Genomic DNA, 20,969 nt, shown 5'->3' on the forward strand with positions numbered 1-20,969 from the left:
TGGACAAGGAGTCTAGTGAAAAGGTAAGTTGGCCGCCTAAAGTCCTGTTAATTCGTTTATTTCTTTCTCAATTTGTTCCAATGGATGATAAGAACGGATTTCCTTCTGAAGTCTTTTTGTATTCTCTTTGTAACTCGGATTGTTGAACACCTCCTGAACGGCTTTTTGGATTTTATCCGGAGTAGGTCTTAGCTTTTTGATATTTATTCCGCAACCGGAATAGGCCACTCTTGCCGCTATCTCCATTTTGTCCTCGTTACCACCTGAACACACCAGGGGTATGCCATGGGCTAAAGCCATGTGGGTTGCCCCAAAGCCCCCATTGGTAATCATAAGATCTATGAAAGGCAATAGATTGGCAAAAGGGATGAATTCGGCTGTTTTTACATTGGCCGAAAGATTTTTTATTTCTTCTTTTACTGGTACCGCAATAAGTAAAATATTTTGGTCCTATAGAAACCGACGTCACCAAAATGTCCTTATTCCTCTGTCCGTACATAAAGCCCGATAAATTTTAACTAAAAACGAGCCATTTTGTATTAGCTTTAGTGGAGTACTAAATGACAATCTAAATTTTATTTTATATCCGTCACGCTACATAAGCATTAAAGAAAACAACCACCAGTGAGTAAATTAAATTACATAACCGTTATTGCCATTTTGCTTTGCAGTTGTAACACAAATGACTCAGAACTCTTAGGTCACCTTGGAAGACCTGATATCTCACCGGACGGAAAGAAGATTGTCTTCATTTATGCCGAGGACGCTTCAAAGGATACCTGGGAGATTTACTCCGCCGACATTACTGGCAAAAATGTTGTTCGACTTACACATTTTCCTGAAGCACGAATTAAGAAAGGACCCGTTTGGTCTCCTAATGGTGAAAAAATCGCCTTCCATGCGGATATAGATGGAGGTTCCCAAATTTTTGTTATGGATTCGAATGGACAGAATCTTACTCAATTAACCCAAACCAGAGGGTATAATGTAGAACCTCATTGGTCTCCTGATGGAAGCAAAATAGCTTACAACCTTTCAATACCTGAAGAGGGCAAAGTACAGATGTTGTCGATGAATTCAGATGGGACAAATATTCAATTTCTACCAAACTTCACTGGTCAAAACTGGTATCCAAGACTTACTCACAATGGTCGAATAATTTTCACATCAGATATACATCACAGGGATTTCTATGATATTTTCACCATGAACCGGGATAGTTCTGATATCAAGCAACTGACCAAGGTAAAGGCGATAAATTGGTTTCCTGAATACTCTCCTGATGGATCTCGAATAACATTTACTTCTAATAGGGATGATCCCCAATTAAGTGATTCAGGAAATTATAATATCTACATGATGAATCAGGATGGTACTGGCCTTCGTCAAATAACGGATTTACCTGGTCAAGAAGTTCATCCTAAATGGCACCCTTCGGGGGACAAACTAATATTCGCGCAGTATCAAGAGGGCCCCATGGGGTTATATATGATAGACCTGCATTCATTGAAAATCAACAAGATTCGCTTGACTTATTAAATTAATATGTTGGGCAAAAAAATAGTAGTTGCTAAAAAACACGATAAGTGAATATACGAATCAAGCCGATATTGCAAACTGAGAGTTCCATACCTCTGGCAACAGGAAGAATACTGATTTTAGATGAGCATTACATTCAAAATAATTATTATGAAAAAAATAACACTTTTATTCTTGTCTCTTATTAGCTTCAATTGCTATTGTTCAGGTTTAATAACTACTAAACCCATTTTATATATTGAAGATACTATGGCATATGCAGTGTTTAACTTACGATTGGAAAATACTTGGAACAACCAACGTAACAACGATGCCATTTGGCTTTTTTTTAAGCTCAAAACGAGCAAAGGTCTTATTAAGCACATTTCCATCGCACCTACCGGTCATCAGGTCGTTAATGTGTTTTCCGGTGAAGATCCAAGTTTAAAATTCAATACTTCGGCAGATGGGGTTGGTGTATTCATTTATCCCTCTATAAGATACAAAGGAAATATAGAAGTGTCCTTGAAAGTCCTACTAAGACCTGAAAGTTTTGAAGGTATTGAAACAAGAAATTCGTCATTTGATGTTTTCGGTATCGAGATGGTTAAGATTCCTTCTGGAAGCTATTTTGTTGGTCTTCCTAATAATCTAGGGAGAAATCGCGGAGTGCTTTATAATCCTACCGAAAATCAATCTCTGATTGAAGTTGATTCTGATTCCCAAGAATTTGAAATCTCACAAAGCGGAGATATTTATTATATGTCCACAGAAGGATATGAAGGTGATCAAAAAGGTCAAATACCCATAACTTTTCCTAGGGGTTTACAATCTTTTTTTATTATGAAATACGAATTGAAAGAAGGCCAATACGTCAAGTTTTTAAATAATCTGAGCGAAAGCCAAGTCCGCAAACGAATTATACATAAGGAAGAAAACTATGAAGGATTCATTGAATTGGACAAAAATAAGTTCACTTCCAGGTACCCGGATAGACCCTGCTCATTTGTCGGATGGGATGACGCAATGGCATATGCAGACTGGGCAGGTCTACGTCCAATGACCGAACTTGAATACACCAAGGCGGCCAGGGGACCTTCGCGGCCAGTGGGAATAGATTATCCATGGGGCCTTTCAGGAAAAGAAACTGTTCAAAGGCTTCCAGATGCTAATGGAAATATGATTATGTTAAATGGATTGGAAGAATCAGAATTGTCAGATGACAACAAGAATCATTTTGGCGCTTCCTATTATTGGGTCATGGACTTAGCAGGTAGCTTATGGGAAAGAGTTATTACTATTGGTCATGAAAACGGGAGGAACTTCAAAGGAACTCATGGAGACGGGGTGCTTACAAACGAAGGAGAAGCAACCAACGAAGATTGGCCCAATGGAATTGAAAATTCGGGAGGAATTGGATTTAGAGGAGGCGGGTTCTATGGTTATAACCGAGAATATCATGACTTTAATCCTTTTAGCCCTGTGTCTTTCAGACCTTACGGTGGATGGCATGGATCAATGAGAACCATATCTTATGGAACAAGGTTCGTTAGAACTTCAAACTAGCATGGGGTATAACTAATGGAGAAATGCATGAAATTGCAGATTTTTTTAGAGATGCCATTGCAGGTTGAATTAGCCATAATTTTACCAAGGCAAGTGAAACATACAAAAGAACTGGAAACCTCATTAATGGGATCAAAGATTTCTTGTTTTAGTTCAGTACATATAAAGATATATTAATCATGACTTATATTCCTATGTTAGCCTTCATTAAATCAACGTCTAAGCAAAAAAATCCGATTGACACAATCAGTAAATTTTCCCCAATGTTTTATCTCGCCCTTATTTTAGGGTTTTTCAGCCCTCAGGACTTATTGGCACAAAAGCGTGATACAACAAATATAGAACAGGCAATAGAGAATTATATAGCGGGCTGGCGCACTGGTAATATTGAACTGCTCAAAAAAACTTTTGACTTGGAAGCAGGAGTAGTGCTTTGGGTGGACAAAAATGGAGAGTCAGAACAATTGAAATCAATGGCATTGTCAGAATTGGCGAATGGAGTTAAACCCGATGACGGCTTTGGTATCGGCTACACGATTCAAGATCTGAAAATAATCGACTCCAAGCTTGCTATTGCAACTATAAAAGTTCCGCTTCCACGCAAGAAAAGTTATTATATTGACTGTTTAGAGATGCAGAAAATCAATGGCGAATGGAAAATTGTGCTTAAATCATTTGTATACTTTCCTAAGGAATAGGTTTTAGTATCTAATTCAAATCCATTCAATAAAGCTTGGATATAGCTGTTTAATAAATGGATTTTTCTACTGGCTTGTGCATGATGTTTAACGTCTTGGGTGGTATTGTTACAATTGATTGTCTTTGGTACTTTGGGCAAAAAAAGTAAGCTTTTTTCACCACCTTTCAGGAAAGGATATTGAAGACCGCAATTGTAGTGTTGATCATTAAAATGCTACTACAGTTACTAACGGCTTTTCCCTATTTTGCCGCTACCATACTGGATTTTACCATAGGGTATCTACATTGGACTTTCTTGGGCGTAGTGACACTATCCCTTTTTTTATTTCTCGATTATTTAAAGTTGTTGCAAATCTACCTAAAGACTCACTTTCTTTATCTATTTGGTTTTTTCTTGACCGAAATTCTCATTTTTTACAAAGGTATTGCGGCATGGCAAAGTTTCGCGGTTTTTGAAAATTATTACGAAATCCTATGGGCAGGAAGTTTGCTTATTCCTTTAAGCTTGGGGATACTGCTGGGTACCCACAGAAAAAGAAAGGTATAGAAACCAATGGCATTCCACCACTTACGACTTGTTTTTCCTGTATTGGTAGATTTGCATGTACAACATGGTCGACATTTTTTGGGCCCTATTTTTGGCTATCCACGTCGTTTCCCCCTCAAATAGTTCGTCCAATGTTTCAAACCAAAGATTGAGCCACAATCCAAAATGTTCGGAAGTTACGGTCTGGGCCATTTTAGCATCTACTTCCTGATGAGCGGTTACGGGGTTGCCGTAATACTTTCGTTTTAGGAAAAGTTGGGTCTCCCAGAAATCGGTAAGGAGGTCTAAATGGCCTTCCCAATCCGTAACTATGGTATTAAAAATGGGCCCAAGTGTTTCATGGGCCCGTATTTTATCATAAAAGGATCTGACCAAAAAATGTACGTCCTTTCGTGTTTGTATATCCTGTTTCACCACAGGCCAATATAGGCATTCCTATCTTCCGAACCTATCAAAAGCTGCTTTGGACAACTCTTCCCTATGTTCCGGATGCGCAATGGAAATTAACGCCTTGGCTCGTTGATGTAAATTTTTTCCATAAAGGTTAACGACACCATATTCCGTGGCCACATAATGAACGTGCGCCCTGGTAGTAGTTACTCCGGCACCTTCTTTTAGGGCAGGGGTAATCTTTGAAATGCCCTTGGGCGTAACGGAAGATATGGCAAAAATGGGTTTTCCGCCTTCCGATAGGGATGCTCCACGGATGAAGTCCATTTGACCTCCTACTCCGGAAAAATGGCGATAGCCTATACTATCCGCACAGACCTGTCCCGTAAGGTCAATTTCAATGGCACTGTTAATCGCCGTTACCTTGGGATTTTTACGGATCAAGGCAGTATCATTGGTGAAGGCCGCTTCCTTAAAGTGAACAGATGGATTGTCGTCGATAAAGTCATACAATTTTTGGGAACCCGCAGCAAAACAGGTAACGATCTTTCCCGTTTTCAATTCTTTTTCCTCACCTGTTATTACTCCTTTTTCCACAAGTGGCAGGATACCATCGGAAAACATTTCGGTGTGTATGCCCAATCTTCTATGGTTTTGGAGGTTTGCCAATACGGCATTGGGAATATTACCTATGCCCAATTGTAGGGTGGCACCATCTTCGATCAGTCCGGCAACATGCTTGCCGATCATCTGATCTATTTCCGATAGCTCGGTAGGTTCATAAGTATGTATGGGCATATCCACTTCTACGGCAAAATCAATATTGCTAATATGAATAATTCCATCGCCATGTGTCCGGGGGACTTGGGGGTTTATTTGGGCCAACACTTTTTTGGCCGTCTGAATAGCTGGTAGGGCTACATCTACGGAAACGCCCAGGGAACAATAACCGTGCCTGTCCGGAGGGGATACCTGAACGATGGCAACATCCAAAGGAAGAATGTTCTTTCTGAAAAGCAATTGGATTTCACTAAGAAAAATAGGGATATAATCCCCTTGATTGGTGTTAACAGCCTTTCTGACATTGCCACCGACAAAACAACTATTTATTTTAAAGGCCTTGTTATAAGGAGGTAGTGCATATTTAACCTCACCGTCCGTATGAATGGAGATAACTTCCACATTCTCCAATTCGGTATAACGCTCTTCGCAAAGGGCATTGATCAAGGTGTTCGGGGTCATTGCGGCACCTTGTACAAAAACTCGATCTCCCGGTTTAACAAAGGACGCAGCTTTTTCTATAGAAACTATTTTCATATCGGCTAAAATTTATGGTACAAAGTTCTTAAGGAAGACAGGAATTAAACATGATATAACTCATTGTTTGGTCGGGGTTGACTTACTTTTTCTCCAAATCGATAAAAATTCAGCAAATACCTTTACAGCTAATCATGGCATTCTATCTCGGCCGTTACCACATCTTGTACAGGTTCGGGCGATATATAGGGAATACCCAATCCCATTCCCCTTAGAATAAAGAACAGACCAATTACCACCACAAATGCCGGAATCAATTTCTGAACGCGATGTCGTAGAGTTCCTTTTAGAAATCCACTAAAGTAAATGGCCGATGTCATTAAGGGCACAGTGCCCAATCCGAATAACATCATATACAAGGAGCCTTCCCAGGCACTTCCCATGGCGATGGCGCCAAATAACGCCATATAGACCAATCCACAGGGCAAGAATCCATTTAGGAACCCAATGGTCAAAAAGGTATCCGGGGTTTTCTTTTTCAATTCTTGGCCCAATCGGTTTTTCACCTTTGAGATTACTTTGTAAACCGGTTTGGAAAGGCTATAGGAGTTCAAGGCTTTTGCAGGGATAAGGACAAGAACAATCATCAACAGGCCAACTCCTATGGATAGTTTTTGTTGCATTCCAAAGATGTAGAGTCCCTTGCCCAACAACCCAAACACTAGACCGATCAAGGCATAGGATAGTAATCTACCAAAGTGATAAAGGGATACCTGAAGAAGTTTCTTAAGATTGTTACTTCTGTCTACCGGCAACATAAAGGCAATAGGGCCACACATGCCTATACAGTGCAAGCTTCCCATAAGCCCTAAAATGATAGCGGATATTAACATTTATTGGATATAAGACTTGAGATACGAGACATTGAACGGGTAAAAACTATTTCCAATATCTAATACGTTATACTTTCCTTATGCAAAAATTCTTTTCCTTTATGTTCCCAAATGATTTTAATGTCCCAGCGACCACCCAACAAACGTTTGTCAGGTATGAGCAAATGTGTATTGGATAAACTTACGGGTAAGTCAAAATCCAAGTGTTTATTGGATGGTCTATATAGGGACACTGTTCCTTGTATGTTTTGTCCTTCCAGAATTTTTGGGAATTTTAGGAGAAGGCCGTTATTCGTTTTTTTTATTTTAATAGGGTCGGCCAAATTTTTGGCATTGGCCTCAGCATCAATTTCCTTTTGATAGGCCAGCTCCTGTTTGTAATATTCATCCGTGACCAGGTCATGGTTGGCTTTGTTGTCCATGCTCATCCGTACAACGAAAAATAGGATAAACCCAATAAACCCTATGAATGCCAGTACAATAGCTGTTCCCCAGTTTATTTTCATGATCGATTCCTTTATCAATTTTTTTAATTGTAACTCCGAGGCGCTAAAAAACGGGCCGTGGTGGTTTCGATGAGTTCGCTCCCGCTGTAAACACCAATTTTTAGCTTATCCTTGTCGCCTTCCAAGGCCGCATTGTTTATTTCGATAAACAATGTACCTTCTGCCAAATCCTGTGCAGGGACCTCAAAATTCGCGTGCCGCACCAATTCTATTTTTCCTTGATGGGATAAAAGTTTGAAACTTACATCATCAATACTTTTTGTGGTCTTGTTTACCAATTTATAGGTATACACATTACTTATGATGTTATTATCCTTACGTTCGTACAGTTGTCCCGGCAAGCGTAGAATGTTCGCTTCCAAATCGTTTCTCAAAAAGAGCATACCGATCAGTACTCCGGTCAAAATGGTCAATACCGCGGTATATCCTTTTAATCTGGGATTGAATTTAAATTTTTCCTTTTTTACGATTTCATCCTCACTAGCATAACGGATAAGGCCCTTAGGCAAATTTACCTTCTCCATAATGGTATCGCATTCATCGATACAGGCGGTGCAGTTAACGCACTCTAACTGTGTTCCATTCCTAATGTCGATTCCTGTAGGGCATACCACCACGCATTGGTTACAGTCTATACAGTCTCCATGTCCCAGTGCTTTTCGGTCTTCGTTCTTACGCCATTTTTTTCGTCCATTTTCCGCCTCTCCGCGTTTATGGTCATAGGCCACCACAATGGATTTATTGTCCAAAAGCACCCCTTGCATCCTTCCATACGGACAAGCAATAATACAAACCTGCTCTCGAAACCAAGCAAATACAAAATAGAAGACAGCCGTAAAAATCAATAGTGATACCAGGGTACTTACATGTTGAAAAGGGCCATCGGTAACATACTGTATCAATCTATCGCTACCAATGAGATATGCCAAAAAAACATTGGCGATAAGAAAGGATATCAAGAAAAATACAATCCATTTTAAGACCCGCTTTCTGATTTTTTCCGCATTCCATGGCTGTCGGTCCAATCTTATTTGGGCTCCACGGTCACCATCGATCCAATACTCGATACGGCGGAAGACCATTTCCATAAAGATAGTCTGCGGACACATCCATCCACAGAAAATACGGCCAAAAGCTACTGTGAACAGGGCAATAAATATGACTCCGATAATCATTGAAATCACAAACAGATGAAAGTCCTGCGGCCAAAAAGGGAAACCAAAAATATTAAAACGGCGTTCCAATACATTGAACATTAAAAACTGATTGCCGTTAACCTTAAGAAACGGTGAGGCAAATAGAAAGGCCAAAAGTAAATAGCTTACGTATTTCCTATAGGTATAGAACTTTCCGCTTGGTTTTTTTGGAAATACCCAGGCCCGCTTACCTTCTTCATTGATGGTGCCTATGCTGTCCCTAAAATTTTCCTGGTCCTGTGCCATTTTACACCGCTTTCAAACCCCGCTTCGCTTCCCTATAATTTGGGAATGCCTCAGGGAATTCATACTTTTTTATGCCCTCAAACCTGAAAATTTCCTTAATTGACGGCTACTGTTGTTGAGTCCGTTTCCACAATTACGGAGTCTTTTGATTGTTCTGGGATTTCCATGGCCGGAGCATCCGGATCGATCCAAATATCCCCTTCTGGAGCTTTTGGGTTTGCGGGCGTCGTTCCTTGGAAAGTCAATAAGTAACTAGACACCTGAGCCATTTCTGCAGGTTTAAGTACATTTTTCCAGGCCACCATACCTTTGCCATCCCGTCCTCCTTCGGAAACGGTGTTGAACACATTTTTGATGCCACCACCAAGAATCCAGTGCTCATCAGTTAAATTGGGGCCAATTCCCCCACCACCATCGGCCATATGACAGGCAACACAATTGGTCTCAAAAATGGCCTTGCCTGCACTTAAATCGGAGGCGTCTGTAAGAAGTTCCACAGTATTGACGTCTACAAAATCCTTTGCTGTTTTCTTGTATTCCTCTATTTCGGCCTCGGCCAAGGCTACCTCGGTAACATATTCCTCATCTTGGGTGTAATCCCCAAAAACATGGAAACGGGCAAGATATATTACACCAAAAACGATAGTGGCATAGAACATCCAAACCCACCAAGGTGGTAACTTGTTATCCAATTCTCGGATACCGTCATAGTTGTGGTCCAAGATAATTTCGCCTTCGGCCTCTATAGGTTTGGAACCCAATGATCTTTGGTATATTTTTTTGCCCCATTTCCATTCCCATCTTTTGGCTTTGGACTCAAGATAGCGTTCCTTGGCCTCTTCGGTCAAGGTCTGGAACATCACATTTTCTATGGATTGCAGTATTAATTCTATTCCGATCAATATCAGCAGTACCATCAGCATAAAGAACTGGGTAATAGGATATTCAATGATTGCTGGTTTATCCCCGGAATCAATGAAATATTCCATCAATCCAAAAATGAGGAAAAAAACTACGGGGATCCGTATCCACCAGGGTGACATATTTCTCATAATACTTCTTCTTTAGGTTGATTATCTTTTTCCAAGGGCAATTCGCTTACTTCTTTGATGTAGTCCTTTCCTGCTGTGAATACCCACCAAAAGAGCAGGGCAAAAAAGACAAAGAAGATGAGCAGTGATATCATGGGATAGGTGGCAATGCCCTCTATACTTTCCATATGGTTTTTTACAAATTTCAACATGGCCTTTTATTTGTTTTCTGAGAGTAGTTCGTTAGTTTCCTTTACTTTGATGTCCGTACCCAACCTTTGTAGATAGGCGATCATAGCAACAATTTCACGGTCTTTCATTTCTACGAATTCCTGTCCGTTTTCCTGTGCGTACTTTTTGGACGCCTCATAGCTTGCTACAAAATCCGGATCGGAATATAGGTTCTTTTCAATTTGGCTTGCCTGCTCGTCCATTGCTTGTACGGCATTGGCAATATCCTCCTCCGTGTAGGGTACCCCTAGGCTGACCATAGCTTCCATTTTGTCCTGTACCGCGCTACGGTCGTGTTCGTTGTTTATTAGCCATTGGTAAGCGGGCATTATGGATCCCGATGAGGTAGTTTGGGGATCGTACATATGGTTAAAATGCCAATTGTCCGAATATTTCCCACCAACCCGAAGTAGGTCCGGTCCGGTCCTTTTACTGCCCCAAAGGAAAGGATGGTCATATACGAATTCCCCTGCCTTGGCATATTCACCATAACGCTCTACCTCGCTTCGGAAAGGACGAACCATTTGGGAGTGACAGCCCACACATCCTTCTCGGATATAAAGATCTCTACCTTCCAATTCCAACGGGGTATACGGTTTTACACTGGTAATCGTTGGGATATTCGATTTTACCAAAATTGTAGGTACAATCTGGATAATACCGCCTATCAAGATGGCTACTGTGGCCAAGATGGTCAATTGTATCGGTTTACGTTCCAACCAAGTATGGAAAGTCTCGCCTGCGGTCCTCCTTTTGGAAACCCGTGTTAAGGCGGCTGCCTCGGCAAGTTCATCCTCTACCTTGCTACCTGATTTTATGGTCACGACTACATTATAGACCATTACAATGGCCCCAACAATATATAGGGTACCTCCAATGGCACGCATCCAATACATAGGGATGATTTCGTTTACAGTCTCCAAAAAGTTTCCGTAGACCAATGTACCATCCGGATTAAAGTCCTTCCACATCAATGCCTGGGTAAATCCGGCGACGTACATGGGCAGTGCGTATAGAATGATACCCAAAGTACCTATCCAAAAATGGAAGTTGGCCAAAGGAGTGGAATGCAATCGCGTCTTGAACATTTTGGGGACCAACCAATAGATCATACCAAAGGTCAAGAAGCCGTTCCAAGCCAATGCACCAACATGGACGTGGGCAATGATCCAGTCACTAAAGTGGGCAATGGCATTTACGTTCTTTAGGGATAACATGGGTCCCTCAAATGTAGCCATACCGTAACCGGTAATCGCTACGACCATAAATTTGAGTGTTGGATCGGTCCGTACCTTGTCCCATGCCCCACGTAGGGTCAACAAACCATTGATCATACCGCCCCAAGAGGGAGCAATCAACATTACGGAGAAGGCAACACCCAGATTCTGTGCCCAATCTGGCAAAGCAGAATACAACAGATGGTGTGGGCCTGCCCAAATATAGATGAATATCAAGGACCAGAAATGGACTATGGACAGTCTATAGGAATATATGGGCCTATTCGCAGCCTTGGGAACAAAATAATACATAAGTCCTAAGAAAGGGGTAGTCAAGAAAAAAGCCACGGCATTATGCCCATACCACCATTGAACCAAGGCATCCTGGACACCGGCATAAACGGAATAGCTTTTTAGAGCACTGACTGGAAGCTCAAGGCTATTGAAAATGTGAAGTACGGCAACGGTTACGAAAGTAGCTACATAGAACCAAATGGCTACGTACAGGTGGCGCTGCCTCCTTTTGATCATGGTTCCTATAAGGTTTACCCCAAAAGCGACCCAAACCAGTGCAATGGCGATATCAATAGGCCATTCCAGCTCAGCGTATTCTTTGGAGGTGGTATAACCCAAAGGAAGGGTTATAGCGGCGGCTACGATAATCAACTGCCACCCCCAAAAATTAAAATTGCTCAGAAAATCATTGAACATCCGGGCCTTGAGCAAACGCTGGGTGGAGTAGTAGACTCCTGCGAAAATGGCATTCCCCACAAAGGCAAAGATTACCGCATTGGTATGCAACGGCCGTAAACGACCGAAACTTAACCAGGAGATGCCATCGGTTAAGTTGGGGAATAGGAACATAAAGGCCAATATAAGCCCCACCAGAAAACCTACAATCCCCCACAGCATTGTCGCATAGAGGAATTTTTTTACGATTTTATTATCGTAGTAAAACTGCTGTACTTCCATAATAACTATTGATTTATTTCGGTTGATTTATCCACTTTTAGTTCACCTTTTGATTTTTCCCCTCCCGTCAAGGATGAGGGCTTTACCAATTCATCTTCAAATAGCATTCGTACCGATGGGGTATAGGAATCGTCATATTGACCACTCCTAACAGAAATAATAAATGCTGTGAAAAAGATGACCGCAACAACAATGCTAATGGCCAACAATACATATATAACACTCATACCTTACCTGAATTCTGGCGTAAAACTAAGTTGGGCACTATCCATAGAAAATGATATTTATCAGGTTTTAAAATAATTTTTCTTTTTGCCTTGACATCTGCAAAAAGAGAAATTTATCAGTTTATTTTTTTGCCCAATACATTGGTCATTACCGTAGTAAATGTCACAATGCTTATTGAACTCAGAGGCATTAAAATGGCCGCAATAACGGGCTGTAACTGCCCTGTTACCGCAAAGTAAAGTCCGATTACATTGTATAATAGGGACAACACAAAACTCAGTTTAATGATTTTCATGGCTTTTTTGGAAGCCAATATATATTTATGCAACTGACGAAATTTGGTTGCATCCAAAATACCGTCACAGGCGGGGGAGAATACGTTTACGTTTTCAGAGATGGCGATACCTACATCACTTTGGGCCAAGGCCCCGGCATCATTTAGTCCGTCGCCGACCATCATCACTTTTTCACCTTGCTCCTGAAGGGATTTGATGAACTGTAGTTTGTCCTTCGGTTTCTGGTCAAAGTATAAAGGTACTAATTTGGGCAACAGTTTTTCTAAACGTTTTTTTTCACCTTCATTATCCCCTGAGAGAATGGCCAACTTTAAGTCCGTAGCCATGGTCTTGAACAATTCCGGGACACCTTTGCGATACATGTTATGAAAAACGTAACGCCCTTTGTAGCTCTCATTGCTACTCACGTGTACCGATGTATTCAACTCATTGGCGGATGATTCCGTACCCACAAAATCTGCCGATCCTATCTTAATGTGATTGTCATCTTTGCTCCCTTCCAAGCCTTTGCCCAAATGTTCCTCATATTCATCTAAGGGAACAATATTGTTTTCCGCAAGTACATCGTACAAGGCACGACTTAAAGGATGGTTGGAAGCCCGTAATGTATTTTTCAATAACGATTCCTCTTCCTCGGTCAAGGGCATACCTTCATAACTGGCCGTAGTCCTTTTGGTAGTGGTGATGGTTCCTGTCTTATCAAAAATAGCAGTGCCTATTCCAGCCAATCGTTCTATGGTCTGTACATCCTTGAGGTAGAATTTTTTTCGGCCGAAGATGCGTAACATATTTCCAAGGGTAAATGGTGCTGCCAAAGCAATGGCACAGGGACAGGCTATAATAAGAACGGCCGTAAAAACATTCAAGGCCTTACTGGGATCATAATACAGCCAAAAGGCCGTAGCAATGGATGCTATGGTCAAAACGGCCAATGTAAATCGTTTTCCGATACTATCCGTAAGCGTCCTGAACCTGCTCGGTCTGTCTTTTTGAAATACGGTATTGCTCCAAAGTTGGGTAAGGTAGCTTTGTGATACGGATTTTAAAACCTCCATTTCCAGGGCCCCGCTTAATTGCTTTCCTCCGGCAAAAATTTTATCCCCGGACACTTTGCGTACGGGTTCCGACTCTCCGGTTACAAAACTGTAATCTATTTGCGCATTTCCGTTAATGAGAATACCATCTGCCGGAATAAGTTCGTGGTTTCGGATAAGAAGCCTATCCCCCCTTTTAATTTTGTATACCTGAACGGATTCCTCTTTTCCATTAGGATTTATACGGGTAATTGCAATGGGGAAATACGATTTGTAATCCCGTTCAAAGGAAAGAAAGGAATAGGTTTTTTGTTGAAAGAACTTTCCGAGCAAAAGGAAGAAGACAAGTCCCGTAAGGCTATCGAAGAAACCGCTTCCCAAGTTGAAAATGATTTCTAGGGTACTGCGTAGAAAAAGTACCAAAATACCCAGGGCAATGGGAACATCAATATTCAATAACCGACTCCGCAATCCTTTATATGCCGATATAAAATAATCCTGGCCCGCATAAAATACCACGGGCAACGAAAAGAAGAACATCAACCAACGAAAAAGATGTTTGTACCGCTCCAGCCAAAATTCCTTTGTGACCGATTCGTCCAGATGCAGATCAAAGTATTCTGGAAAGGAGAGAAACATTACGTTTCCAAAGGCAAATCCAGCTACACCCAGTTTGTAAATGAGGCTGCGGTCTATCTTTTTTTTGCCCCTGTCATAGTCCTCAAGGGAAATGTAGGGCTCATATCCGATGCGAGCCAAGAGGACAACCAGGTTTTTTAAAGAGAAATTAGCGGTTGTATAGGTAATGCGAACCGTTTTCTTGGGAAAATCTACTTGGGCCGCAGTTACCGAGGGGTGCAATTTGTTTAGATTCTCCAATACCCAGATACAGGAACTACAATGGATATGGGGAATATAGAGGCTAACGACCTGAACGTCACTTTCGCTGAATTCCGTTAATCTTTCAACAATAGCAGGAGTATCCAAAAAGTCGTACTTTCCTTCAACCTCTTTTGGAGTGGCCCCAGCAGCCGATTGTAGGTCATAATAATAGGATAGGTCGTTGCTAGAAAAAATTTCGTATACAGTTTTGCAACCGTTACAGCAGAAGTCTTTCTCATCGAACTTAATGGATGCAGTGCCACAATGGTCACCGCAATGATAACACTTGGTCGTTTCCATTCACATTTGCTTACTATACCTTTTGCAAATATTTGCAAGTTTTACAAACATAGATATGATAATTGTCAGCTTTTCAATATTTTTATATAATTTTTCGGAACAACCCAATAACAATGAGGTATGGATAAGGAGGAGCACGAAAGTAGATGTGAGCAGTGTATCATACGCCAATTTAATGCACTGCGTGCCATGAGCAAAGAAGAACTTAAAAAGGTATCCGACTCCAAGATGGTTAGAAAAATAAAAAAGGGGGAGTCCATTTTTGAGGAAGGAGAAAAACTCAATGGTGTTTTTTGTGTTCGCAACGGGGTTTCCAAACTCTCCAAGTTGAGTGCCAACGGTAAGGATCAAATCGTAAAACTGGCCACTAAGGGAGAAGTCATGGGACAACGATCCGTAATTGCCGAAGAACATTCCAATTTAAGTGCTGTGGCCGTAAATGATATGGAGGTGTGTTATATTCCAAAGGATAGCATTGTACATACCCTAAAATCCAATCCGGATTTTACTGTAGAAGTACTCCGGCATATGGCCCATGACTTAAGGGAGGCCGATGATGTTATTGTAAATATGAGCCAAAAAACGGTAAAACAACGGGTTGCCGAGGCTTTTCTTTACCTAAAAAATAATTTCGGGGAGGATAAAGAAGGTTTTTTAATGTTAACCCTTTCCAGGGAGGATATTGCCAATGTGGTAGGCACCGCTACGGAAAGTTGCATCCGTATTATCTCCGAGTTTCGAAAAAAAGGATTCTTAAAGACTTCTGGAAAAAAAATAGGTATTGCCGATGAACGAAAACTGCAAGACTTGGTGGAAGGATTTTAAAAGCTGACATATATCATAGTTTGAGCCTAAGTACTAGGTTAATTTTACCTTGTATAATTAGACTCCGATCTATGAAAAGCATATTATTACCTACCGATTTTTCCGATAATGCGTGGAATGCTACGCAATACGCCATGGAGCTTTTTAAAGGTGAAGAATGCGTTTTCCACTTACTTAATACATACACCCCCGCAATTGCCAATAGTAGATTTATGGCGGCCACCTTGGATGCCGGCAACTTGGAGGATGGAGCGCGGGCCTGTTCAGAGAACGGTCTACTGGGGGTAGTAAAACGTATTCAGAAAAGCTACAGTAATCCAAAGCACAGTTTTAAAACCATGTCTTCGTTTTGTCTGTTGACCGAGGAAATCAAGGAAGTTGTTGAACAAGAAGAAATAGATCTGGTGGTTACCGGGACAAAAGGTGCTTCTGGGTTAGAGGAAGTCTTTATGGGAAGCAATACGGTCCGAATTATCAAATCGGTCAAAAATTGCCCCGTCCTGGCCGTTCCCCAACATTTTAAATATGTTGCTCCTTCAGAAGTTGCTTTCGCTACGGATTTTAATCGCTTTTATACGGAATCCGAGCTTATGCCTTTAATCGAACTTGCCAACACCTTCAATGCCGCAATACGTATTGTATATGTTCAATATGAAATCAAGGCGCTCACGGAAATTCAGCAGTTCAATCTATCTATGTTGCGCAAATACCTTTCCGATGTAGAGCATTATGTACATACAGTTTCCGAACTAAACTCTGTATCCAAGACCTTGGAGATGTTTGTAAACGAGTTGGACATCCACCTATTGGCCATGCTTCATTATCAGCATAGCTATATGGAACGTATGACCCGGGAACCGGTGGTAAAACGCATGGCCTTCCATACGCAAATACCTTTATTGGTCATCCCTGAGCTGGGCATGAGCGTACCATACAAGCATAAAAGGGAACAAGAAATGTCTGTTTCTAAATAAGTATTGGATCCTTCTAAGTAAGTTTACTTCCAATATTAGTATTCACAGGAGCTTTTCTGCATAAAATTGCTGCAATATTATTTCTAATGGAGACGCTCACTTATGGGGCAGTCCTCATAGAAATCCTCAAACGTTTTTTCCGTTTGATAATTTTCGGTCAATACTTTATAGACCATATAGACAATTAAAATTTGTCCTAAAACGGTCAAATAAAAGACCCAATTGAATGGAAAGTCCATGGCAACCATAATCGTTACCATAACGAGAAGCAGGGTAGTAATTCCTACCCAAAACATGGAAGTACTTTGCATAGCGATTTTTATTTCTAAAGTAACACAAATCTTTATTTGGCACTGTTAAGATAACGGTAAAAGAATACGTAATTTTGTACAAAATCGTTGCATGAACCTACCCAAGACGAACCAAAGGAGAGTGGTCATTATAGGTGGTGGATTTGCCGGAATATCGTTGGCAAAAAAGCTTAAAAATTTGGATGTGCAAGTGGTCATGATAGACAAGCACAACTACCATACTTTTCAACCCCTACTTTATCAAGTATCCACTAGTGGTTTGGAGCCGGATTCCATTGCTTATCCGATTCGCAAAGTACTAAAACGTCTTAAAAACTTTCATTTTCGATGGGCAACGGTAGAGCATATAGAGCCGGAGGGTGATCGAGTAATTACCAATATTGGTGAGCTTTCTTATGACTATCTGATCATTGCCACGGGGACCAAGACCAACTTTTTTGGCAATGCGACCATTGCAGAACATGCCATGCCCATGAAAAATGTACCCCAGGCGCTCAATATAAGGAGTTTGATGTTGCAAAATTTTGAAAAGGCGGATGATTGTGATGACTTGGAAGAACGAAAGGCCTTACTCAATTTTTGTATCGTGGGCGCCGGCCCAACGGGAGTTGAACTTGCCGGTGCGTTCGCAGAATTGAAACGCCATGTATTTCCTAGGGATTACAGACATCTAAATGTGGATGAAATGGAGATACATCTCTTTGAAGGTGCCGATAGAATCTTACCTCCTATGAGCGAACAAGCCTCCAAAGAAGCAACCAAATTTTTGCATGAATTGGGTGTGAAGATTCTTTTGAAAACCTTAGTTCAAGACTTTAACGGAGAAACACTTACCATGAACAATGGTAAGAGCATGCGAACCAAAAATTTTATTTGGACGGCTGGGGTAACGGGTGCTGCAATTAAAGGCATAGATGCTTCTTCTCTAATGGAGCGGCTTAATCGGTTTAAAGTAAATCGATTTAATCAAGTAAGGAATTACAAGAATATATTTGCTATTGGCGATGTTGCCTACATGGAAACGGAACACTATCCAAAGGGGCATCCACAAGTGGCCCAACCAGCCATACAACAAGGGGAGCTTTTGGCAAAAAACTTAAAACGACTCTTGGAGGAGAAACCTATGGAACCCTTTATTTATAATGATAAGGGAACTATGGCAACGGTTGGTAGGAACAAGGCCGTTGTGGATTTGCACAAATTAAAGTTTGGCGGATTCTTCGCTTGGTTTATTTGGATGTTCGTGCATTTGATGGCCCTGGTAGGTTTCCGAAATAGAGTCATTGTGTTTTTTAACTGGGCGTACAACTACATCAACTATGATAAGGCAGCTAGGCTTATCGTTAGACCCTTTAAGCCCAAAGCATAAAAGACGGCTGGTTTGTCGTTTTGTTGAAAACCTTTGTTATATTTGCAGCGTTGTGTTGTGACCCATGACCATTAAGGTCAGGGCCAATGAAAGGCTTTCCATAATGGGAGGCTTTTTTTATGATTCCACCTTAGGGGATTTGGTTTAAACCAAATTTCTCCTGAAATCTACTTTCAAACCTACATTATCAATCTTTCGGAAATTGGATGGATTTCCATATAAATTTCCAGCTTTTGGGACATTTTTTAATGAGTATAATCAGTTGATTGTCAAATGTTTTAATAAAGTTATAATTCTACAGGCCAATAAAGTAAACTGTGTTATTTATTGTATTTTTAAAAGAGATTAAAACCAGTAATTATGCCATTGTATCACAAATTGGGCAAGATACCCCAGAAGCGTCATACTATTTTTAAAAAGGATGATGGAACCTTACATTACGAACAATTGTTCGGTACCATTGGTTTTGATGGAATGTCTTCCTTGATGTACCATTTGCATAGACCTACACAGGTCAAGGCCGTTCAAACGGCCATAGATGTTGCTCCCAAAGCGGCAGTGGAATATAACATTGCTTCACGATTATTGAAGGGTTTTGAAATACGACCCGAGGAGGATTATTTGGAAAGCCGGAAAACGATTTTATTCAATTCGGATGTCCACGTGGCTTTGGCCGCGCCCAAAAACTCGATTACCGACTATTTTTATAAAAATGTGGATGCCGATGAACTCCTTTTTGTCCATAGGGGTACAGGTACTTTGAAGACCTTTTTGGGGGAAATCCCCTTTGAATATGGAGACTACCTCTTAATTCCTCGGGGTATGATCTATCAAATCGAGTTTGATGATTTGGACAATAGACTACTAATTACAGAAAGTTACCACCCTATTTATACGCCGAAACGTTACCGCAATTGGTTTGGGCAACATTTGGAACATTCGCCTTTTTGTGAACGGGATTTTAAGCTCCCCGCGAACTTACGGACCTACGACGAAAAAGGTGAGTTTTTACTCAAGATAAAAAAGCAGGGACAATTGCACCATGTAGTTTATGCAACGCATCCTTTCGACGTAGTGGGCTGGGACGGCTATAATTATCCCTATGGGTTTTCCATCCATAATTTTGAGCCGATTACGGGACGGGTACACCAACCGCCCCCGGTACACCAGACTTTTGAGACCTCGGCATTTGTGGTCTGTTCCTTTGCACCTCGATTGTATGACTATCACCCAGCGGCCATCCCAGCGCCCTATAACCATTCAAATATCGATTCCGATGAGGTTCTGTACTATGTAGATGGAGATTTTATGAGCCGTAAGAACATTGATAAGGGATATATTTCCCTACATCCCGCCGGTATTCCCCATGGGCCGCATCCGGGCACCTATGAAGCAAGTATCGGAAAGACCAAGACCGAGGAACTGGCTGTGATGATCGATACCTTTAAACCATTGCAACTAACGCAAACCGCTTTGGATATTGATGATGGAAAGTACTATAAGAGCTGGTTGGAATAGCTAATTGAATTGCTGCCGTGTTACGTAATGGATAAGTGACGCCGCCAATTTAGCAGTACAATTATCAACATCATATCTCGGATTCATCTCAGCAATGTCCACACTTATCAATTTTCGTGAAAGGAGAATTACCTTTAGACATTCCAGTACAATATCCGGCGAAAAGCCCATGGGAGAGGCAGCACTGACCCCTGGAGCATACGCCGATGAAAATCCGTCTAGGTCAATAGTCACGTATAGGGCATCTACTTTGCCAATAAATGTTTGAAGTTCCCGTTCAACGGACTTCCAATATCGAAGATGAAAGCGTGCGTTTTCAATATAACCTACATCAAGTTTGTTTGCTGTTTGAAACAATACCTTGTCATTGGCATCCTTCCGGATTCCAAAACATAAATAGTTAAAGCTAGTTCCATCGGCTTTGCAGTCTTGGGCGATTTGGTAAAAAGGTGTACCAGAATTATTACCGTTGCCGTTATTGCGCAGATCAAAATGCGCATCAAAATTGATAATACCTATGGACTTGTTTCCGTTCAAAAACTTTTTGATACCTTGGAAATGTCCATAGGCCATATCATGACCTCCACCCAGTAGAACGGGAAATATACTGTTCTTTAAAAGTTGGGAGACTTTTATTGAAAGTAGATCTTGTGATTCTTCCATGTCTTCATCCGCACATGAAATTGAACCTATATCCAATAACTTTGTATCCGGATTCAGATGATTGGGCATCTTCCCTAATTGCTTTCGAATGGCATCCGGGCCTTGTGCAGCCCCAATCCTTCCTTGGTTTCGCCTTACCCCTTCATCACAGGCATAACCTAGTATCGCAATGGTTTTTGAAGTAGTGTCTGGAACGATTGAATCCAGATCCATACATTTTACGATTTCATGCAGGTACAGGTTTTTACCGGATTTTCTTCCTGTCCAAATTTCGGGATTCGTTGGATTGTAAACAGGCAT

At 41.1% G+C, this 20,969-nt stretch carries 21 protein-coding genes; 8 read left to right on the plus strand and 13 right to left on the minus strand.

Annotation, left to right across the window (positions count from 1 at the left end; all coding sequences use genetic code 11):
- Positions 1 to 36 precede the first annotated feature (36 nt).
- Positions 37 to 441: a glycosyltransferase gene (locus ACP2AF_RS08015; RefSeq protein WP_425238019.1), complete on the minus strand. Its 405-nt coding sequence runs from the start codon at positions 439 to 441 to the stop codon at positions 37 to 39.
- Between the two features lie 183 nt (positions 442 to 624).
- Here ACP2AF_RS08015 and ACP2AF_RS08020 point away from each other — a divergent pair, with 183 nt between their 5' ends.
- The 4 genes from ACP2AF_RS08020 to ACP2AF_RS08035 all read left to right on the plus strand — a co-directional run bounded on the left by ACP2AF_RS08020 (position 625) and on the right by ACP2AF_RS08035 (position 4,330).
- Positions 625 to 1,539, plus strand: a complete 915-nt coding sequence (locus ACP2AF_RS08020; protein ID WP_425235711.1) for a TolB family protein — start codon at positions 625 to 627, stop codon at positions 1,537 to 1,539.
- A 249-nt stretch (positions 1,540 to 1,788) separates the two neighbouring features.
- Positions 1,789 to 3,084, plus strand: coding sequence for an SUMF1/EgtB/PvdO family nonheme iron enzyme (locus ACP2AF_RS08025; RefSeq protein ID WP_425235712.1), 1,296 nt, complete (start codon positions 1,789 to 1,791; stop codon positions 3,082 to 3,084).
- A 179-nt stretch (positions 3,085 to 3,263) separates the two neighbouring features.
- Positions 3,264 to 3,782 carry a nuclear transport factor 2 family protein gene (locus tag ACP2AF_RS08030; protein ID WP_425235713.1) on the plus strand — a complete coding sequence of 173 codons (519 nt, stop codon included), beginning with the start codon at positions 3,264 to 3,266 and terminating at the stop codon, positions 3,780 to 3,782.
- Positions 3,783 to 3,994: 212 nt separating this feature from the next.
- Positions 3,995 to 4,330, plus strand: coding sequence for a hypothetical protein (locus ACP2AF_RS08035; RefSeq protein WP_425235714.1), 336 nt, complete (start codon positions 3,995 to 3,997; stop codon positions 4,328 to 4,330).
- A gap of 21 nt (positions 4,331 to 4,351) precedes the next feature.
- Here the strand turns inward: ACP2AF_RS08035 and ACP2AF_RS08040 are convergent, their stop codons facing one another.
- The 10 genes from ACP2AF_RS08040 to ACP2AF_RS08085 form a co-directional block, all read right to left on the minus strand.
- A complete protein-coding gene (locus ACP2AF_RS08040; protein WP_425235715.1) occupies positions 4,352 to 4,747 on the minus strand; it encodes a group III truncated hemoglobin in 396 nt (131 codons plus the stop codon).
- Positions 4,748 to 4,765: 18 nt separating this feature from the next.
- Positions 4,766 to 6,037 carry an acetyl-CoA hydrolase/transferase family protein gene (locus ACP2AF_RS08045; protein ID WP_425235716.1) on the minus strand — a complete coding sequence of 424 codons (1,272 nt, stop codon included), beginning with the start codon at positions 6,035 to 6,037 and terminating at the stop codon, positions 4,766 to 4,768.
- A gap of 128 nt (positions 6,038 to 6,165) precedes the next feature.
- The gene (locus tag ACP2AF_RS08050; RefSeq protein WP_425235717.1) at positions 6,166 to 6,870 is read right to left on the minus strand and encodes a sulfite exporter TauE/SafE family protein; all 705 of its coding nucleotides are present in this window, start codon (positions 6,868 to 6,870) and stop codon (positions 6,166 to 6,168) included.
- Positions 6,871 to 6,929: 59 nt separating this feature from the next.
- Positions 6,930 to 7,376 carry a FixH family protein gene (locus tag ACP2AF_RS08055; RefSeq protein ID WP_425235718.1) on the minus strand — a complete coding sequence of 149 codons (447 nt, stop codon included), beginning with the start codon at positions 7,374 to 7,376 and terminating at the stop codon, positions 6,930 to 6,932.
- 23 nt (positions 7,377 to 7,399) lie between these two features.
- Positions 7,400 to 8,818: a cytochrome c oxidase accessory protein CcoG gene (ccoG, locus tag ACP2AF_RS08060; RefSeq protein WP_425235719.1), complete on the minus strand. Its 1,419-nt coding sequence runs from the start codon at positions 8,816 to 8,818 to the stop codon at positions 7,400 to 7,402.
- A gap of 95 nt (positions 8,819 to 8,913) precedes the next feature.
- A complete protein-coding gene (locus ACP2AF_RS08065; protein WP_425235720.1) occupies positions 8,914 to 9,870 on the minus strand; it encodes a cbb3-type cytochrome c oxidase N-terminal domain-containing protein in 957 nt (318 codons plus the stop codon).
- Positions 9,867 to 10,061 carry a CcoQ/FixQ family Cbb3-type cytochrome c oxidase assembly chaperone gene (locus ACP2AF_RS08070; protein ID WP_422081903.1) on the minus strand — a complete coding sequence of 65 codons (195 nt, stop codon included), beginning with the start codon at positions 10,059 to 10,061 and terminating at the stop codon, positions 9,867 to 9,869. Before ACP2AF_RS08070 ends, ACP2AF_RS08065 begins: the two co-directional genes overlap by 4 nt.
- A gap of 6 nt (positions 10,062 to 10,067) precedes the next feature.
- The gene (gene ccoN / locus ACP2AF_RS08075) at positions 10,068 to 12,269 is read right to left on the minus strand and encodes a cytochrome-c oxidase, cbb3-type subunit I (protein ID WP_425235721.1); all 2,202 of its coding nucleotides are present in this window, start codon (positions 12,267 to 12,269) and stop codon (positions 10,068 to 10,070) included.
- Positions 12,270 to 12,274: 5 nt separating this feature from the next.
- Positions 12,275 to 12,496, minus strand: coding sequence for a cbb3-type cytochrome oxidase assembly protein CcoS (gene ccoS, locus ACP2AF_RS08080; RefSeq protein WP_425235722.1), 222 nt, complete (start codon positions 12,494 to 12,496; stop codon positions 12,275 to 12,277).
- 116 nt (positions 12,497 to 12,612) lie between these two features.
- Entirely contained in the window at positions 12,613 to 15,009 is a 2,397-nt protein-coding gene (locus tag ACP2AF_RS08085) for a heavy metal translocating P-type ATPase (protein ID WP_425235723.1), read from the minus strand.
- A 189-nt stretch (positions 15,010 to 15,198) separates the two neighbouring features.
- Between ACP2AF_RS08085 and ACP2AF_RS08090 the strand changes: the two genes are divergently transcribed.
- Positions 15,199 to 15,834: a Crp/Fnr family transcriptional regulator gene (locus ACP2AF_RS08090; protein ID WP_425238020.1), complete on the plus strand. Its 636-nt coding sequence runs from the start codon at positions 15,199 to 15,201 to the stop codon at positions 15,832 to 15,834.
- A gap of 71 nt (positions 15,835 to 15,905) precedes the next feature.
- Positions 15,906 to 16,808, plus strand: a complete 903-nt coding sequence (locus ACP2AF_RS08095; RefSeq protein WP_425235724.1) for a universal stress protein — start codon at positions 15,906 to 15,908, stop codon at positions 16,806 to 16,808.
- Positions 16,809 to 16,891: 83 nt separating this feature from the next.
- On the opposite strand, the gene ACP2AF_RS08100 is transcribed toward ACP2AF_RS08095, so the two are convergent.
- Positions 16,892 to 17,119, minus strand: a complete 228-nt coding sequence (locus ACP2AF_RS08100; protein ID WP_425235725.1) for a hypothetical protein — start codon at positions 17,117 to 17,119, stop codon at positions 16,892 to 16,894.
- 91 nt (positions 17,120 to 17,210) lie between these two features.
- Between ACP2AF_RS08100 and ACP2AF_RS08105 the strand changes: the two genes are divergently transcribed.
- Together ACP2AF_RS08105 and ACP2AF_RS08110 are read left to right on the plus strand one after the other, a co-directional pair.
- Positions 17,211 to 18,488, plus strand: coding sequence for an NAD(P)/FAD-dependent oxidoreductase (locus ACP2AF_RS08105; RefSeq protein ID WP_425235726.1), 1,278 nt, complete (start codon positions 17,211 to 17,213; stop codon positions 18,486 to 18,488).
- Positions 18,489 to 18,848: 360 nt separating this feature from the next.
- On the plus strand, positions 18,849 to 20,006 hold the full coding sequence (locus ACP2AF_RS08110; RefSeq protein ID WP_425235727.1) for a homogentisate 1,2-dioxygenase: 1,158 nt from the start codon (positions 18,849 to 18,851) through the stop codon (positions 20,004 to 20,006).
- Here the strand turns inward: ACP2AF_RS08110 and hutG are convergent, their stop codons facing one another.
- Positions 20,007 to 20,969 carry a formimidoylglutamase gene (gene hutG, locus ACP2AF_RS08115; RefSeq protein WP_425235728.1) on the minus strand — a complete coding sequence of 321 codons (963 nt, stop codon included), beginning with the start codon at positions 20,967 to 20,969 and terminating at the stop codon, positions 20,007 to 20,009.

Origin of the sequence: Ulvibacterium sp., assembly GCF_965248315.1 — a bacterium.
In the GTDB taxonomy this organism is placed as follows: Bacteria; Bacteroidota; Bacteroidia; order Flavobacteriales; family Flavobacteriaceae; genus Ulvibacterium.